Annotated in this window: 16 protein-coding genes; 12 read left to right on the plus strand and 4 right to left on the minus strand. The window is 45.0% G+C overall.

Annotated features, from left to right (window positions below):
- Nucleotides 1-83: 83 nt before the first annotated feature.
- Nucleotides 84-557 (minus strand): GNAT family N-acetyltransferase, encoded by a 474-nt coding sequence (locus C6P39_RS18345; protein ID WP_104804747.1) that lies wholly within the window; start codon nt 555-557, stop codon nt 84-86.
- A 246-nt stretch (nt 558-803) separates the two neighbouring features.
- Here C6P39_RS18345 and C6P39_RS18350 point away from each other — a divergent pair, with 246 nt between their 5' ends.
- From C6P39_RS18350 to C6P39_RS18365, 4 genes are all read left to right on the plus strand, one after another.
- Complete coding sequence (locus C6P39_RS18350) at nt 804-1289, plus strand: YbhB/YbcL family Raf kinase inhibitor-like protein (protein WP_104804748.1); 486 nt, start codon at nt 804-806, stop codon at nt 1287-1289.
- 69 nt (nt 1290-1358) lie between these two features.
- Nucleotides 1359-1958: a GNAT family N-acetyltransferase gene (locus C6P39_RS18355; protein WP_104804749.1), complete on the plus strand. Its 600-nt coding sequence runs from the start codon at nt 1359-1361 to the stop codon at nt 1956-1958.
- 78 nt (nt 1959-2036) lie between these two features.
- The gene (locus tag C6P39_RS18360; RefSeq protein ID WP_065542615.1) at nt 2037-2336 is read left to right on the plus strand and encodes a hypothetical protein; all 300 of its coding nucleotides are present in this window, start codon (nt 2037-2039) and stop codon (nt 2334-2336) included.
- Between the two features lie 549 nt (nt 2337-2885).
- Nucleotides 2886-3851, plus strand: a complete 966-nt coding sequence (locus tag C6P39_RS18365; protein ID WP_104804750.1) for a hypothetical protein — start codon at nt 2886-2888, stop codon at nt 3849-3851.
- Between the two features lie 275 nt (nt 3852-4126).
- On the opposite strand, the gene C6P39_RS18370 is transcribed toward C6P39_RS18365, so the two are convergent.
- Both C6P39_RS18370 and C6P39_RS18375 read right to left on the minus strand, forming a co-directional pair.
- The gene (locus C6P39_RS18370; protein WP_104804751.1) at nt 4127-5464 is read right to left on the minus strand and encodes an MATE family efflux transporter; all 1338 of its coding nucleotides are present in this window, start codon (nt 5462-5464) and stop codon (nt 4127-4129) included.
- A 165-nt stretch (nt 5465-5629) separates the two neighbouring features.
- Nucleotides 5630-6091, minus strand: a complete 462-nt coding sequence (locus C6P39_RS18375; RefSeq protein ID WP_242987077.1) for a hypothetical protein — start codon at nt 6089-6091, stop codon at nt 5630-5632.
- A gap of 253 nt (nt 6092-6344) precedes the next feature.
- Here C6P39_RS18375 and C6P39_RS18380 point away from each other — a divergent pair, with 253 nt between their 5' ends.
- The 8 genes from C6P39_RS18380 (at nt 6345) to C6P39_RS18415 (ending at nt 17427) form a co-directional block, all read left to right on the plus strand.
- Nucleotides 6345-7604 (plus strand): response regulator transcription factor, encoded by a 1260-nt coding sequence (locus tag C6P39_RS18380; RefSeq protein ID WP_104804752.1) that lies wholly within the window; start codon nt 6345-6347, stop codon nt 7602-7604.
- Nucleotides 7591-9366, plus strand: a complete 1776-nt coding sequence (locus C6P39_RS18385; RefSeq protein ID WP_104804753.1) for a sensor histidine kinase — start codon at nt 7591-7593, stop codon at nt 9364-9366. The genes C6P39_RS18380 and C6P39_RS18385 overlap by 14 nt, the downstream gene beginning before the upstream one ends.
- A gap of 347 nt (nt 9367-9713) precedes the next feature.
- Nucleotides 9714-11087, plus strand: a complete 1374-nt coding sequence (locus tag C6P39_RS18390) for an ABC transporter substrate-binding protein (protein WP_104804754.1) — start codon at nt 9714-9716, stop codon at nt 11085-11087.
- 16 nt (nt 11088-11103) lie between these two features.
- The gene (locus tag C6P39_RS18395) at nt 11104-11973 is read left to right on the plus strand and encodes a carbohydrate ABC transporter permease (protein WP_104804755.1); all 870 of its coding nucleotides are present in this window, start codon (nt 11104-11106) and stop codon (nt 11971-11973) included.
- A gap of 13 nt (nt 11974-11986) precedes the next feature.
- The gene (locus tag C6P39_RS18400) at nt 11987-12820 is read left to right on the plus strand and encodes a carbohydrate ABC transporter permease (RefSeq protein WP_104804756.1); all 834 of its coding nucleotides are present in this window, start codon (nt 11987-11989) and stop codon (nt 12818-12820) included.
- A gap of 66 nt (nt 12821-12886) precedes the next feature.
- Nucleotides 12887-14677, plus strand: coding sequence for an alpha-amylase family glycosyl hydrolase (locus C6P39_RS18405; protein WP_104804757.1), 1791 nt, complete (start codon nt 12887-12889; stop codon nt 14675-14677).
- Between the two features lie 76 nt (nt 14678-14753).
- On the plus strand, nt 14754-15794 hold the full coding sequence (locus C6P39_RS18410; protein WP_104804758.1) for a uroporphyrinogen decarboxylase family protein: 1041 nt from the start codon (nt 14754-14756) through the stop codon (nt 15792-15794).
- Nucleotides 15795-16215: 421 nt separating this feature from the next.
- Nucleotides 16216-17427, plus strand: coding sequence for an aspartate kinase (locus C6P39_RS18415; protein ID WP_095170807.1), 1212 nt, complete (start codon nt 16216-16218; stop codon nt 17425-17427).
- 153 nt (nt 17428-17580) lie between these two features.
- Here C6P39_RS18415 and C6P39_RS18420 read toward each other — a convergent pair whose 3' ends face one another.
- Nucleotides 17581-18303: a hypothetical protein gene (locus tag C6P39_RS18420; protein ID WP_104804759.1), complete on the minus strand. Its 723-nt coding sequence runs from the start codon at nt 18301-18303 to the stop codon at nt 17581-17583.
- Nucleotides 18304-18519: the final 216 nt, after the last annotated feature.

Genomic DNA, 18519 nt, shown 5'->3' on the forward strand with positions numbered 1-18519 from the left:
ATGTGAGATGGGAAAGAAATGATTTGATGGATATAGAAAAGGGACTATCTCGTTTTGATAGTCCCTTTGGTTAGACTTGTTTTTTAGAACCGATACTCCATGATAAATTCCTCATCTTTGTCAATGACAGCCTTAAAACCCAGGCGTTCATACATTCGCAGTGCGTAATTTTCCTTCTGCACAGACAGGGAAACTTTTTCATAGCCTTTTTCTTTAAGCAATTCCAGCATCTGCCTCATCAGTTCCGTTCCTATGCCGCAGCTCCGGTACTCTTTGAACAGGGAGATGGCAAATTCCGGTGTCTCGTCATCAATATTGCCATATCCATGAATATTTCTTACCCAGACAGCACCCGCTAACTTGTGGTCTACCTCTGCACATAGGCAGAAGTCATCTTTCAGAGTTCCGAAATCCTGAATGTAAATCTGCAATTCCGGATTTTGTATTATTGTTTTTGGGAATGGAGTTTCGTTCTCTCTCTGGAAGATAGATTCATACAAAAATTCCGCCAGAAGCGGATATTCCTGTGGGTACATTTCTCTTATAATATATTTCATAGCGTCCTCCGATTTTTTGTGATCTTAGAAATCGGCTGTCCTTCCACACATACGGATACCCCCTTTATATAATATAAGATCATTGTAACAGCCGGGATGTGTCTTGTCTATATAGAGGCGTGTAAAACATCGGTTTCTAACAGGAAATGGTTACTGTACACTCCGTGTCCAGTAACAGGAAATCCTCGTTGTTTATCCGTACTCTTTTGTGGTAAGATATAAGCAAAACAGTTTGGAGATTTGTGCATGAAAAATAGTGATTCAATACTACAGATTACATGTGAGGCGTTTTCGGATGAAGGTTATATGCCCAAGAGGTATACTGGTTTCGGCGAAGATGTTTCACCGCCTTTTTGCCTTTTGAACTTGTCACCCAAAGCAGTTTCTGTTGCGATCATTATGAATGATCTGGACATTCCTATGGTAAAAGAATATACTCACTGGCTGATCTGGAATATTCCGCCCCAAAAGGAGATACCGGAGAATATCCCATATGGGCCTGTGGTGCAGGAACTGGGCAATGCAGTACAGGGAACAGCTTATGGCAAGAACAGATACCGAGGACCAAAACAGCCTATATTTATTAGAAATACCCACAGGTATGTATTTCACATCTATACACTTGACTGTATTTTGAAACTTCCCAAGGATGCGGGAAGGAAAGAACTGCTCGATGCCATAAAGGGCCATGTGATTCAGGAGGGCAGTATAACCGGCAGATATAAGCGATGATTTCCGGGAAGTGTTATAATATGTACAGGCAGCGTTCCGCAGACTGTAGAAGTCATATAGGAGAGAAGCATGGGTAAGGATACTGTGATTCATTATGTGGAGATAGACAAAAGCGATGCTTCCGTCTACGATGAAATAGAGATGAAAGTAAGAGTGAAAGAAATCTATGAGGTGAATGGGAACGGGATGGATGGTATTACCTTTCAAAAGAAAAAAGTATCACCATATACAAAAGATTTTACAGAAAACGCTAATTATAAAAGATGGAAAAGGCAGTTTGATTTAGAAAACTGGAATTTTTTTGTGGCATTTGATGGGAACAGGCCAGTGGGTGGATCTGTGCTGTGCAGTCATTCGTCTGAGCTGAATATGCTGGAAGGGCGGGAAGATTTGGGCGTTCTGTGGGATATCCGTGTGGATTCCGGTTATAAACATTGTGGTGTGGGGCAAAGACTATTTCAATTGGTAAAGGATAGGGCAGAGAATTTAGGACTTATACAGTTAAAAATAGAATGTCAGAATAATAATGTTCCTGCAGTGGATTTTTATTTCAAACAGGGGGCACACATAGGCGCAGTGAACAGGTATGCCTATTATGGAGATAAGGATGCGGCAGATGAAGTGCAGTTCCTTTTATATGTAAATTTGTTCCCTGGAATACATAACTGAAGAACAAAAGAATTGTTTTATCATGCATGAGTGTGATATGATTTACTAAATCAGATTTTTAAAAGGAGAACACTTTATATGGCGAAAACGGCATGGATCTTCAGCTATAAACTCAAGAAAAATGTGAGCGAGGAACAGTTTATCGAACGAACAAAAAAGTTACACGATGAAGTTATTTCTAAAGCGAAAGGATTTATCTCTTGGGAACATTACTTACAAGATAAAGTTTGGACTGACTTTGTTCTTTGGGAAACAGAAGAAGACGCAAATAACGCTACAACGGTAGGACAAGGAAAAGAAGTTACGGAGAATTTTTATGCTTGTATCCAAATGAATACTTGTAGAGCCTTGATCTCAAAACTTGTTAAAAAATACTAGAGCTTAATCCGTTCATAAGTTCCATTTGGGTTTCGGTCAGTTTAGGGCTTGGACCCTGGCACAGGATTTTGCGAAACAAAGCGTAGTGTGCTATACGTTTCTTTGGAGTTGCCGCTTCAAATGCCGCTGCTGTCGGGGAGGGTATTTGAAGCGGCAGGTCTTTTTTTGTTCACAACTGCAACCGGACAAAATACTGTTCGGACTGAGCTGCCGGCAGTCACAGGCGGGAGAAAAAATTTAGAGGATATGATTCGTTTTTGTGGATTTTTACAGGATTGACAGGTTAGAAGAAGGAAGGTATAATCGGTTTATCTGGAAAGCAATTCATTTAATCTGCGGCAGGTCTGCCGAAAGTTCCAGAAAGTATAAAATTGAATATGGATGAAATGGCGGGAATGACAGAGTTTTGCGGTGATTAGCAAAGTTATAGTTGATATAAGCTGTTTTTTATATTATATTTATGGTATATAATACAATTACCAAATTAATTGCTGAGTGTGTTGTGATCTGATGGCTCAATCTTTGCTTTTTTATCCGGGAAGGAGGTCTATGAAAGGAATTGTGCTGACAGCAATGGATGAGGAAGTCTATGAGGGGCTGTCAGATAACGAGATTTTTGCAGATTTATTTAACGGCGCCTTGTTCGGCGGAAAGCAGGTGATCAGGCCGGATATGCTGGAACAAGAAAATGAGAAAAAGGTGGTAAGCGCAGGAAGAGAGGGCGGAAGGCGGGTGATACTCCGGAGAATCCGGGATGTGCAGAAGCTGTCTGTGATTGGAGATAGCTGCCTGGCCGTTATACTGGCGGCAGAGGGACAGAGGACAGTACATTATGCTATGCCTGTCCGCTGTATGCTTTACGATGCCATTGATTATACGGGGCAGGTGGAGCATATTGTAAAGGAGAGAAAAGGGGAAGGAAAATTAAAGAAAGGGGCAGAGTATCTTTCCGGGATGAAGAGGGAAGACAGGCTGCTGCCGGGAATCACGATCGTTTTTTATTATGGGGAGGAGCAGAGCTGGGATGGGCCGCTGAGTCTTCATGATATGCTGGATATCCCGCCGGAACTGAAACCGTGGATGGAATGTATCCAGGATTACCGGATCAACTTGGTGTGCAGCAGTACAGTGGAGAGCAGTAATTTCAGGACGGGGCTTCGGGAGGTCTTTGAATTGCTCCCGCTGCTGAAAGATAAAGAAGGGATGAAGGAATTTCTGGAGGCCAGAAAGGATGAGTTCATGCATCTGGATGCAAAAAAAGGCTGGCTGGTATCAAAATTCCTGAATGTTCCTGCCTTGAAAGAGCTGAAAGAAAATGAGAAGGGAGAGGTGGATATGTGTACAGCAATTGAGGAAATGATGGAGGAAAGGGAAGAACGTGGAGAAGTACGAGTAAACCAATTGATCGAAGTATTGTTACAGCAACCATGCCAGGAGGAGGCTTATAAAGAAATCAGGAGGGCAGTAATGGACCGGGAATATCAGAAGAAACTTTTTGATGAGTTTGGGATTTAGAAAGCCTAATATTCTGTAACGGATGAGCGTATTCGTAGTTTCAGAAACTGGTGTCAGGGCACTAAGTGGCGGAGATGGACGGAAAAGTCTGTTACAGCTTCTATACGGAGCCGACTATGGGAACATTCCCCGCCACTTTGCGAAATTAGGCATTTATTTAAGGGCAAAGAACTGGTGCGCCCTATGCCTGCACAGATATTACGTGCCCCCGTTTATATTCAGACAGATCTTGAGGTGTACCGGTTCAAATCTTTTATTCTTTTTGCTCCTTCTTTTTACTCCTGTTTTTTAGATCTTAAAGAAATCTTCTTCAATAAAATATGAAACGTGTACAGAAGTAACAAAACGCCCCAGGAACCAGCCTCGGCATATGCTATGATCATATTCCCGCACAATCCAACAAAAGCATATGAAAATATGATCCGGGAGATCAGGGAAATAACACCTGCAATACTGGAAAACAGTATATCCCCAATACCTTCTATGTAGCCCCGAACCGACGCCGCAATGCCAAAAATGGCATAGAAAACAGCAATTGTCTGAAAATAATTTTTCCCAATCTCCGTTACCTCCGGGCTTACTCCAAACATAGCGATCAAATAGCCGCCGGTCTCCACTATGAGCCAGGTCAGCAAAAGGGAAACGCAAAACATCATTGCAGTGCCAACGCAGACAATCTTGGGAATCTGTCTTTTCCTTCCTGCACCAAAATTCTGTGCCACAATTGTGGATATTCCCGAGCCAAGATTCACGATTGGCAAAAGTACCATAGTATCCACGCGGTAGGCCGTGGTGATCGCGGCAACGGTCTGTGTTCCGAATCCATTCATGAAATTTTGTAATATGAGCCCTCCAAGTGAAGTGATGCTGGATTGGATCATAGGAGGAATTCCTAAATGAAGCCCCTCTTTCAAAACGGAGTAGTCTAATGTCCATTTCCTTACAGAGAAACGAAGGCAGGAATGCTTCTTTACACTATATAAAATAATAAATATTGTCATAAAAGCCTGTGATATCACAGTTGCAATAGCGGCACCTACAACACCCCAGTGCCAGACAATTACAAAAACAAGATCCAGTATGACATTTACAACAGATGAAAATAAAACAGATACAAAAGGTGCACGGCTGTTCCCAATCCCGCGAAGCGCTGAAGCATAAACATTATATACGGCAAGGAAAGGGATTCCAATCAATATTATCTGCAGATAATCCTTTGCCATATAAATAGTATCCTGTGTTGTATTCATGATACGAAGCAGCGGATACGCGCCTATTATACCGATGATTGAGATTAGCAAAAACACACCGCCTAGGATAACGGAAAATACAGAAAGTATGCTTGAAATATGGGCCTTTTTACCTGCACCGTACTTTTGTGCAAATAAAATACAAAGCCCAAGTGTAAATCCCGTAATAGCGTTGAGAAACAGATCAATGATGGTACCCGTCGAACCGATAGAGGCAAGCGCCTTTTCTCCCGCTGCATTTCCGACTATAAAGGCATCCACCCAATTATAGAGCTGCTGCAGTATACTGCTTAAAATAAGAGGTACACAAAATCTGATCAATGTGATCGCTATATTTTCCGTTGTATTTTTATCTCTGTTCATTATCAAACTTTCCCCCAAAAACAAATACCGTATACAAGACATAGCCTTGTATACGGTAGGTGCTCACCCGTTGTTTTTATAAAGTATATCAAATAGCTGATATAATTACAATAACAAAGTAAAGGCGCAGTCTCCCCGCATAGAATACAGGCCGCGGTCTATTAGTCAGCACTTAGTACCCTTGATCTTATGAAGCAGAGTAACGGACACGGCGCCGGATATATCAATATTTCTAACTTTATCCGGGTAGGTCAGATTGAAGGATACGCTTGCACTATTTTCAGTAACTGGGACTGTGAAACTTCCGGATGCGGAAGCATTACGTGACGCAGAACCGGTGGGGGCAAAAAAAGAATACAACAGTTGAAGCGTCCCATTGATTTTAGGTGTGATCTGCATGAAACTGTCCGCCTCCGGCGTTGCTAAAAATATAAAATCTATAAGATACAGATATCCCGGCTCCAGAAAGATTTCTGTATCCGTTAAAGAAATCTGTTCACCTTCCTGAAACAAGACAGCCATTGGCAAGTCAGATTTAGACGGCGGATTTGCTTGTACACCGTATTGTGCGTAGGAATATGTTTCGCATGGTTTCATGCAGCCACAATGAAAGTCATTAAAGTTCATATTATATTTTCCTTTTTCTTTATAGTGTATGGTTTATAAAATAATATTGCCACAAGTTAAAAATAATCGGACGGACACAACAGACACAGCCGCCCGCCAGTCTCCTTAAGCCATCAGGCAATCCCCTGCCATTCCCGTTTCACACTACCAATCTCCCTGATTACGCGGTATAATAAACGCAACGCACAGGGACATCTCTCTATGCAGAATTTAAAGATGCAGCACAAAAGATCAAAGAACATGGGGCAAAAATATGGAGAAGATTAAAGTTTTTTTGGTGGATGACGAGGCCATCATTCTAAAAGGGCTGGAGACAACTTATTCCTGGGAGAAAATGGGGGCCGTGGTGGTGGGCACATCGCGCAATCCGGGAAAGGCAGTGGCAGAAATTCTTGAAAAACAGCCGGATATTGTGATAACAGATATCCGCATGAAACAAATGACAGGACTGGAACTTATCCAGGAGGTAAACAGACAGGCGAAAAAGAAATGCCTGTGGATCGTCATCAGTGCATACCGTGATTTTGAATATGCACAGAAAGCCTGCGAGCTGGGCGCATTTACATATCTCTTAAAGCCCATAGAGGACAGCAGACTGGAAGAGGCCGTTTGCGGAGCCGCGAAGACGATCCGGCAGACGAATAAGAGCAGAAAGATCCTTCAGGACTATGAACACTTTATTGAAAATAACCGGAAGGTATTTGAAAATTATATGATCAGCAAATTCAGCGGTGACCAGATAGACGAGGAGGAACTGCAGGAAAAGCTGGAACGTTTTGGGAGAAAAGACTGGGATACTTTCTTTTACCGGGCCGTCTGCCTGGATCTTGTCAGAATACAGGATGAAAAAAACGGGCAGGCCGTTACCCAGGAGGAAATCGCCGCTTTTTTAGAAAGCAGACTGGGGGAATCTTATCAGTATTTTTATTTCCAAAACGAAAGCGGCTACAGAATTATGATCCTGGCAGCTTCCCGGGAGGAACATTTAGTGCTCCCGATTCTGGAGAGAGAACTGGAAATACTGAAACAGAAATTTGCGGTTGATCTCCGGTATGGCATATCCGGCATGAGCAGGGGGATGAAAGGACTGAAAGAAGTATATGTGCAGGCAGTGGAGAACCTGGAACAGGGAGAGGGGGAGCAGAGGGATCTGACGGAACTGGACCAGATCCGCAGTCACGCCAAATCCTACATCAGCCAGGCAATCGGATATGTACAGGAACATCTGGACGATGAGTTTTTAAGTGTGGGTATGGCAGCCAGGGAGGTACATCTGAACCCTGTATATTTTGGCAGGCTTTTCGGGCAGGGGATGCAGCGTTCCTTCAAACAGTATTTGCTGGAGGAGAGGATCAAACGGGCTAAAAAGCTTTTGAAAACAAGTGATGATACCATAACCGAAATTTGTGAGAAGGTGGGGATCCCCAATCCCTCTTATTTCACACAGCAGTTTAAGAAACACACAGGATGTCTGCCCACAGAGTACAGGAAAGAAACGTATGAAGAACAATAAACGGTTTTATGGTATTCGTAAAAAGCTGGTGATCTTTACAATATTGGCAGCAATTCTGCCTCTTGGCATTATGGGAGTGGTTCTGGCAGGCTCCATAAACAAAAACGTGACGGATTTGAATATGGAAAACTATTCTCACAGCAACAGCAAAATGATTGGAAATTACCAGATGATGGAACAGGGATTTGACGAGCTGACCAGGAATTATATCACCAACACGTATATCCAGAAATCCTTGGAGAGAAGAGAACTCCTGCCTCAGGACCAGGTGTATGTAAACAGAAGCCTCTGGTATTCCAATAATCAATATACAGAATACGGGATATTTATTGACAACAAGGGAAATGAATACTTTGCCAATAAAGTAATATCAAATGTGAAACCAGAGGACATTCTGTCGGAAGAGCTGCGGGAAGCGCTTTCGGATAATTATTCCCTGACAAAGATCATGTACAGTACGATCGATCGAAACGGACAGGAAGATTCAGGCATCTTCCTGGTCCGGAATATCCGGCATATGGAACAGAACGTAGAGCCGGGAATACTGATCGTAAAACTGAATCAGGACTTCTATGACAATATTTTCTTTGATATCAATAAGCACGCTCCTGCCATCTATGCCATGGCTACCATGGAAGGTGAAATCTGCTGCCGGACGGGAGGGGAGGACCAGGAGGCGGAAATCAGCAGGGAAATATTGCTGGAGGCAAAGGAAAAATTGTCCGATGATGCCGTCGAGGCAGGTGAAGTGGTACATTTTGCAGCTGACAACCGGATCTGCTTTGCCAATACGGACAAGAACCGGAACCTCATGTTCCTTTCCGTTGTACCGGAAGCCGTCATTTGGGCACCGGCCAGAAACTTTCTGAAAAGTATGGTTTTGACAATGCTGATATCTGCAGCAGTCTGTATTGTTATGTCCGCGTTCGTATCACACCCCTTCAGAAAAGCCATCTCCGCGATCAGCCGGATCATGAGCAACTTTGACGGAGAAAGCTTGAACCAGGAAATACAGACCAGTACCAACACGGAACTGGACCAGGTGGCAGTTTCCTATAATAAAATGCTGAAACACATTGGCACCTTAATGGGGGAAGTGAAAAAGGAGCAGGAGGAGATCCGTATTAACGAATATAATTCCCTGGTCTATCAGATTAACCCCCATTTTCTATACAACACACTGGATAATATTCATATGCTGGCAAGGATGGATGGGGATGAGATTATGGTGAGGCTGATCCAGTCCCTGTCCAGTATGCTTCGGATCAGCATCAGCAAAGGGGAAAATGATGTATCTGTAAAAAATGAACTGGAACATGTGACATGTTATCTGAACATAGAGCAGATCAGAAATGAGGATCTGTTTACATATGAAATAAAAGCGGAGGAATCCGTGCTGCAGGTCATGATCCCAAAGATTATCCTGCAGCCTGTGGTGGAAAACTGCATTAAGTATGGGTTTGCGGATATGGAGGAGGATGGGAAGATACAGTTGGAGGTCAGCGCTGAGGACAGCTTCCTGGTTATGCGTGTCCGCAATAATGGAAGCGCCATGGAACCTGAAATCCTGGATAAACTCAACCAGATGCAATATCAGGGAATGGAACAGATAAAACAGACATTTCCCCAGAAAAAGGGGGGATATGGCATATCCAATGTTGTGTGCAGACTCTGCCTGAGATATGGAAACCGTTTTAGGATCAGTTATGAGAGCACGGAAGAGATGGGAACAGTCTGTAAGATCATGCTTCCTGTGGAGTAGGGTAAATTTAGAGCAGATGGCTGATATTATGCTGAAGGTGATGCTGTATGGAAATGGCTGGAAGCCGTGAAAGGATGGGATTATTCAAATATTGTAAAAAGGCGTAGGATAATATGCTGATTGTCCTGCGCTTTTTTACGGATTATATGCTAAATGTTGCAGATGATATCGGAATACAGATATAAAAATCTATAACATGTATAGAAAACAACAGGAGAGGTATTCTTTTTTGTATATGTTGACACAGGGGGACTGCTATAATGCAGTTATCAGTAATCATTCAGCGGTCCTGAAAACTTACACCGCTGAACAGTTACGGCAATTATAAGAAAAGGGGGTTCCTATGAATGAAAAGGAAAAATGTTATGAGGATTCTGAGTGTAGCTGCGGCAGTTCTGCTGGTTGGATGCGGGGGCGGAAACAGCAAAGGCAGTGATGCAAAATCTGAGGATGGAACGGATGCCGTTTCCAAAAGCCAGACGTCAAAGGAGGAAGGAGAAGTAAAGATACCCATTATCATCACCACGGGTGCCAATGATGCCATGGACATCCAGATGAAAGAGGTAGTGGAAGATTTTAACGAAGAGTATAAGGGCAAATATCAGATGGAAGTGGAGTATCTTGCAGGTGCGGCAGATGACTACCGCTCCAAACTGAAAATGCTGAATGCATCCAACTCCCTGCCGGCACTGATACAGGTTGGACCGGAACCTGCGTTTTACGATTTGCTGGTAGAGAATGAAAGACTGGTGGATGTGGCTCCCTATCTGGAGAAAGACCCGGAATGGAAGGGCCAGTTAATGCCTCAGGGCATTGAAACATTTACGAGGGAAGACGGTAAAATGTATCAGATTCCCACTGCAGGACTTCAGTTGTCAGGCATGTACTACAACAAAGAACTGTTCGCAGAGGCGGGGATTGAAACTTTTCCGGAGACCTGGGAGGATTTCTGGAACGCATGCGATAAGCTGAAAGAGGCCAATATCCCGGCATTGTCCCTGCACACCACAGAGACAGCCTGGTGTCCCATGCTTCTTGCTACCGCTTACATGGGAGGGACAGAAGAGGGGCAGAAATTTATGACACAGCAGTTCCCGGATAATTTTGACAACCCGGAATTCAAAAAGGCTGTGGAAATCCTGAAAAAGCAGTTTGACTATACCACATCCGATGCAGTGGGCGGGACTTATGCTCTGGCAGCCAACAACTTTTTCAGTGGAAATACAGCGATGATCGCCAATGGCCCCTGGATGATGTCTAGTCTTACGGATGCGGATTACGCGCCGGAGGGCTTTGCGGACAAGGTCGGCTATGCGAAATATCCCGGTGATGTAATGATTGGTTCCATGGAACAGTCAAGCTGGTGTATTACCACAGACTACGGACAGGATGTCATTGACGGAGCCATCGCGTTTATGAAATATTATACCAGGCCTGTCTACAGCACCAAGAGGGCTGTAGAGGCAGGGGAACTGTCTTCTGTTGTGGATTTCCCACAGGAGGAATATGACAAGCTGATCCCGCCTATGAAAAATTGTGTGGACGCTTCCTCTGATGTAAAGACTGTGCTGCCCAGCTATCAGACAAAATGGGATCCTGTTTCCCAGAACGATGTGTTCGGAAGAGAGATTCCCAATCTGGTGTCAGGGAGCATCTCCGTGGATGAATTTGTCCAGTTGATGAATGAAGGAGCAGCGCAGTATAAGCAGGATATAGAATAGGTTATGGGTGATTGGGATGAAACAGAAAAATAAAATCTGGATCGCTGTATTTTTAATCCCCACACTGGTGATGTTCATGCTGGTTTATCTGGGGCCAATGGTTCTGGCCCTGGTGTCCAGCTTTACCAAATGGGACGGCATGCAGAGTATGCGGTTTATCGGCCTTGATAATTATGTAAAGATCTTCCAAGACCCTGTGTTCCATGCATCCCTTTGGCATACACTGTTCTGGGCGTTTCTGGCTGTGGCGGTGCATGTTCCGTTTGGAGTGTTGGTTGCATTGGTGTTGAAGAGAAAGAGAAAAGGGTGGCGTTTTACCAGGTCGGTCTTTATGCTCCCCAATATTATTTCCAGGTCTGCGCTGGCGCTGATGTTTGTGTTTATCTACAAGCCGGACGTGGGGATCCTGAACATGCTTTTGAAAAATGTGGGGCTGGAGCGTTTTACCAGAAACTGGCTGGTGGACTCCAATACGGCGCTGTTAAGTGTCACCAATATCTGGCTCTGGTATGCGGCGGTGATCACCTTGATCGTGCTGTCTGAACTAAGTTCCATTTCTTCGGAAATAGAGGAGGCAGCCAGGATAGACGGGGCGACAGCCAGACAGGTGGACTGGTACATATACCTGCCTTTGCTGCGCAGGGCTGTGGGAACGGGGGCCATAGTGGCGGTTACCTCTGTGTTTAAAGAATTTGAATCTATTTATATGACCACGAACGGGGGGCCTGGGGATTCCAGTATGACCATCTCTGTTATGATGGTAAATAAGATCATCCAGAGCAACCAGTATGGCTATGCCAATACCCTTGGAATTCTTTTGCTGGTCCTTGGTATCATTGTCATGCTGTTCTGCAACAAACTGTTCCGCATGGACAGTGCAGATTGAGAGGTGGAGAGAAATGAAGAATAAAAAACAGACAGGACAGCGGGTCTTTGACTATATGATCATGGGAATTGTGATTCTTATCTCTCTGTTTCCTTTTTTATGGGTGTTTTTGTCATCCTTTAAGACAAACAGCCAGATCCTTTCCTCCAGCTTTTCCCTGCCCACATCCCTCTATCTGGATGGGTACAGGATAGCCCTGGAAAAGGTTGATATTATCTCCAGATTTTTCACCTCTCTGTTCGTGGCGGGAATCAGTACGGTATTGGCAGTCATACTTTATTCCATGGCCGGATACGTGCTGGCGAGGACGGAGTTTAAAGGAAAAAAGATCATTTTTACCCTGTTGATATCCTCCATGCTGATTCCCTCCAATGCCATGGTGCAGCCGGTTTATTTTGTCATCAACAAGCTGGGACTGTACGATACAAAGGCAGGACTGATCCTCATTTATACCGGATTCGGAATGGCACTCAGCCTGTTTTTGATGAGAAACTTTTTCGTGGCAGTGCCCAGGGAGCTGGAGGAGGCAGCCTATATGGACGGCGCCGGATTTTTGAAGACATATACAAAGATCATGCTTCCGCTCAGTAAGCCGGCTATGGCAAGTTCTGCTATCCTTACCTTTATTTTTTCCTGGAATGAGTTTATGTACGCCATGCTGCTCACCTCCAGTGAAAAGAACAGGACGCTACCGCTGACGATCAAATATTTTACATCCACATTCAGTTTTAACTATTCTTCTATGTTTGCGGCACTTGTGATGTGTATTCTGCCGACAGTGGTGGTATACGTGATCCTGCAGGAACAGATTGCGGAGAGTATGGTGGCTGGTTCTGTCAAGGGATAAGAGGGCGGTTTATGATCGTAACATTAAAATTATGAAGATACGAGACAGTAAGGAAAGGAAAATGATATGGCTTATCAGGTTATTGACGCGCCGGAGTATCTGGAACGGCTGATCATCTATGAAATTGCAACAAAAGGCTTTACGTCACCAAACGGACCGGAGTCCGGTACGTTTGCTTCCATGGAAGAGAAACTTCCGTATCTGGAGGAACTGGGGATCAATGGGGTGTGGCTTACCGGACATCAGCTCTGTGATCCCGGCCATTTTTATAATATCTGGACGGAATATGCCTGCATCCGTCCGGATCGTTTAGACCCCAGTCTGGGAACAGAGGAGGACTTCAGGCATCTCATAGAGAGTGCCCACAGACACGGCATCAAGGTATTCCTGGATGTGATAACCCATGGTGTCATGGAGGACAGCCCTCTTGTGAAGGAGCATCCGAACTGGTTCCGGGGAGGCTCCTGGGGTATGCGTGATTTTGACTGGTATGGCGGCCATGAGGATCTGGACCGGTGGTGGGTGGATACCTGGCTTTGGTACATAGAACGATTCGGGGTTGACGGCTACCGTTTGGACGTTGCCCATTACCGCAATGACCTCTGGGCCATGATCCGCCGAAAGGCTGCGGAGAGAGGAAAGAGAATTACCATCATTGCGGAAACCGGTCCTGCGATCCGGGGTGTGACAGACATTCTCCAGCACGGGGAGGTAATAAGCAACAATAGTGGGCAGAATCTCTCATTCCGTATGCTGTATGATGCAGCAGGTTACTGCCAAGACAGGCAGATGCGGGCGAACGAACGGTACGAAGTAAAAATAATATACCGAGACGGAACCGTTCAGGACAGCAGGGACACTTTATGGTTTGAAAAAAGTAAAGTACCGGAAGTGATCTATGAGGGTCATTTTACAAAGGAAGTTTTATGTGCTGACGGCTGCACTGCCTGCCATATCCAGCTGGGCAGACTGCGGGTGGAGAATATCCATAAGGAAAAAGAGATAAAAAATATACAGGTGACGGATAAGAACGGTCAGGTCTGGAACAGCAATTTGGAAGAGGTCATGGAAGTGGACTACAAGGTGGAATACACGGAAATTAGGAACGGACTGATTTTGGAATTTCCTCTCAGAATTCAGGACGGGCAGTTTTTATCCATCCAGCTAAGCTGCCATGACAATGGCTGGGTTGGATTTCCCGGGGATGAGAACCCGTATGGAGTCAGGGGGAGCCGTTATCTGGCCGGATACACATCACTTTTGGCACCGGGTATTCCGATCTTTATGTCAGGTGAGGAATTTGATGCGGATTTCCGGCCTCTGCCCCGATTGGCTCCTGGATTATACGGAGAGGGGGAACCGGGAACGGGGCGCTGGCTTTACGGGAGCTGGTTAGACTGGGAACAGTTGGAAAGACCGGAGAAAGCTGAAATGCTGGAAGACATGAAATGCATCATTAAGATCAGGAGAGAACACCCTCACCTGATCACACCGGGACGGATGGGCGAAGAAAAAAATCATTACTGTCCTGTGGGTTACAAAGCGGCCAGGACGCTTCCGGTTCCATATTGTTACAGCCGAGAGGGCCAAGTTCTTCTGGTTGCAGCCAACCCTGATGAAAATGAGGATGTGCAGATTAATTTAGAGCTGGACCGGATACTTGATACCAAGCGCAGATACCGGGTATCGGTTCTGTTTGGTGAAATACCGGGAGGACAGATGGAAATATCCGGGGATGTGAAATCTTTATCCGATCGTGCATGGAGGATAAAGAGAGACAAGACTTTCGGGGGTGGTTTGCTGGTGCTGAAATTCGTCCCTGCCGGGGAGTCCTCCTGTGCCGGCAGTGAAGAATGATAGGCAGGATGGATTCGGATATCCGCCGGGTATAGCGAAAATTGGTATAATGATAGAAAGGAAAGGATAAGCCCATATGAAAGAATATATGAGTTCATATGAACGGTGTCTGGCTGCCATTGGATTACAGGAGGTCGACAGAATTCCCACAGATTTGCATGATTTTCTGATGTGCGCAGAGGATTCCGGCATGGATTTCGGGCAGTTTGTGCTGGATGACGGCAAAATGGCAGAAATGCAGATAAAAATGTGGGAGGAGTTTGGGCATGACATGCTATTAATTGAAAATGGTACAGCAGCCCTGGCCCAGGCTCTGGGATGCGGAGTGGTCTACAGAAAAAAAGGTGCTCCGGTGGCACACACCACGGCCATAAAAAAGCTGGAAGATATCCGGGATATGGAAATTCCCCAAAATATCTGGGACAGTCCGCTTCTGAATGCGCAGATCCTGACTGTGCAGAGATTGGTTCAACATTTCGGAAAAGAAGTATTTTTAATTGGACGGGGAGACCAGGGACCGTTCAGTCTGGCTTCCCAGCTTTACGGCATGGACCGGCTTCTGGAAGATTTGATGGATGAAGAGGCAAAAGAGGATGTGCACAGACTGCTGGATCTTTGTACCGAGGCATGTGTGCAGTATCATGAAAAACTGCTTTCCTTGGGAGTACCCATGACATCCATGGGGGACAGCACTGCAGGACCGGATGTCATATCACCGGCCATGTACGAAACCTTTGCGGCGCCGTATGAGAAAAGGGTGATAGACGCTGTCCATGCAAAAGGCGGCATGATTTCCCTGCACATTTGCGGAAACGCTACGAAAATCATAGATAAAATGTGCAACCTGGGGGCAGACATACTGGAGATTGACCAGAAGACGAATCTGGAAGCCGCAGTCAGAGAGTCCAGGGGAAAATGTGCTCTGCTGGGCCAGATAAATCCTGTACTGCTTTCTAACGGAACACAGCAGGAAGTAACAGAAGCAGTTGAACGGACCCTGGAGACGGTTGGAGGAAAGACTTCCACAGGATTTATATTGGGACCGGGCTGTGCACTTGGAGGAGATACGCCGAAAGAAAACGTTCATATATTGGTAAACAGCGTACAGATCATATAAATATCAAGCAGAAGCGGATATCACCTTGTTGTTTGACTTATGTCATACTGTTCGTGGCTTTCTTGAATTGGCTGCATTACGGTATTATGACAGGCAGCTTTGATGACTGTATACCCTATATTTTTTTGAAAAGACAGTACAGATTTCCGGTAAGATACAGGGGAGCTGCAGCCGTACATACGGCGTGTAGATCATGTGGAGCCTTGCCAGTGAGCGTATCTGAAAAAAGAGGAGCCGGTATTAGCTGTTAAGCCCCAAAAGCTGAACAGCCAATGCCGGTTCCTTTTTGACATATCTGTATTTATTATGTCGCAAACATACATGGATAGTGGTATAATGGATTATGATTTTCATCTGTTGCAGAAAAAGTATATTCGCACAGATGATAGGATTCAGAGTACGGAAGGAATAGGAGAATAGCATGCTTGTAGTAATGAAATTCGGCGGCAGCTCTGTGGCTGATCTGGAGAAGATAAGAAATGTGGCAGAGCGCTGCATTAAAAAACGGAAAGAGGGAAACCAGGTGGTTGTGGTCCTCTCCGCAATGGGAAAAACCACGGACGGACTGCTGGCCCAGGCGGGAGAGATTAGTAAAATGCCGTCCAGACGTGAGATGGACATGCTCCTGGCCACAGGGGAGCAGGTGTCTGTATCCCTCATGGCTATGACAATGATCCAGATGGGAGTGACCGCCATTTCCCTGAATGCGTGGCAGGTACCCATGCACACCACTTCTGCGTATCAGAACGCCAAGTTGAAAAGGATAGATACTGAGAGAATCACCAAAGAGCTGGATTCCAACAAGATTGTTGTAGTGACCGGATTCCAGGGCATCAATAAATACGATGATGTTACCACCCTGGGAAGAGGCGGTTCTGACACTACCGCTGTGGCGCTTGCGGCTGCCCTGAATGCGGATCTGTGCGAGATTTATACAGATGTGGACGGTGTATACACGGCAGACCCCCGCATTGTACCGGATGCCAGGAAGATGCCGGAAGTAACTTACGAGGAAATGCTGGAATTTGCATCCCTGGGGGCAAAGGTGCTGCACAGCCGCTGCGTGGAGATGGCAAGGCGGTATAATGTGAATCTGGTGGTAAAGTCCAGCATGAGTGAAGAAGAAGGAACCATTGTGAAGGAGACAACAAAGATGGAAAAAATGCTGATAAGCGGTGTGGCCGTTGATAAAAATATTGCAAAAATCGCAGTTTCGGGTATGAAGGACAACCCGGAGAGTACCTTCCGGCTCCTGAACCTCATGGCAAAGAACGGGGTAAACATTGATGTCATGATCCAGTCACTGGAAAAAGACGGAACCAAGACGCTGACATTCACTGTGGCAAGGCCGGATATGATGATGACGCTTGACCTTCTGAAAAAATACAGCGATGTGATAGGAAATGCCAACGTGGGCTGTGAGGAGGATGTGGCGAAGGTTTCCGTGGTCGGAGCAGGGGTAAGCTCCAATCCGGGCGTGGCGGCAAAGATGTTCGAGGCTCTGTCAAACGCTGGGATCAACACGGATATGGTCACAACTTCCGAGATCCGTATCACAGCGGTGATCAAAGAATCAGAAGCGGAAATGGCTATGCGGGCAGTGCATGACAGATTTGCGTCTGAGTGGGAATAAGTGCAGATCGGAAGGGCAGAATACAGGCTGCGCTGCTTTCCCCTTATTGGGTACGGTGGAAATATTGTACAGATATGGGCGCGATGGGGACAGGCTTATGGCCTGTCCCCATCAGATTGCAGACAAAGTGCTTTATGCAGAATAATGATAGATTTATAAGGTCTCTTCAACATAGAGATCTATCGCTTTCGTATTGTTGATGCTTATGACAGGTTTTCCCGAACCTAATTCCAGACGGTTCCTTTTGAGCAGATGCTGCGGATCATTAATGGTACCGTTTTGAATGGTATTAAAATCCATTTTAATATTATCAGGTAATTTATCTAGATAAACAGAAACACCCGGAAATACACTTGATCCGGAACCATCCAGCGTAATGTTATGATCCAATTGATCAGCCTCTAATTCAAGAAATACAAGGGATTTGTCTGCGTGGATAAACACATCCGAGTGTATTGTACCGAAATGAATCTGATGAAATTCGCCGGCAGCTTCAATTTTTTCAAATTCTTTCCGGGGGATATAAACAACAAAGGAGCCAAGGACATTATTGTCCGCTTCGGCATTTTCCATCATAACCCTGATATGAAGCAGAGTGCCGTTTTGGTCACAACTGACTTCATATTTATGATCAGGATTCAAGTCGGCATTATAAAATTCAAAGTTATTATTTTCACTCTGCTTTATGATAACAGATCTGGCATTTCCGCTTATATTGACATGGCTGATGTTTCCGGCCTCAATATCATCATGTACTTTTTCTCCTTTCTCGCTACTCGTAATATTCAAAGTGTTTTTTTGATCTTCACATGCAGTGAATAAAATTGTGCAAAGAACACATACAAAGAGCATTCGTATTCCTTTTATTTTCCTCATTTTCCCCACCTCTTAATTTTTGACGGGTGCTCATCCGGTACAGTTTCGGGCCGGATAGGGCACTAACCTAATTATACTATATACGAAGAAAAAAATATAGATACGAATATCGCTGCTGCGGGCAGGAAATCGCAGATCGGCGCACTTGTCCAGGCAGTGCCCATAGCGGTTACCCTTGTCTGTTCAAAAAGATTGCGTATTTATATTAGCTATGGT

The organism is Blautia marasmi (genome assembly GCF_900258535.1).
Taxonomy (GTDB): domain Bacteria; phylum Bacillota; class Clostridia; order Lachnospirales; family Lachnospiraceae; genus Blautia; species Blautia hominis.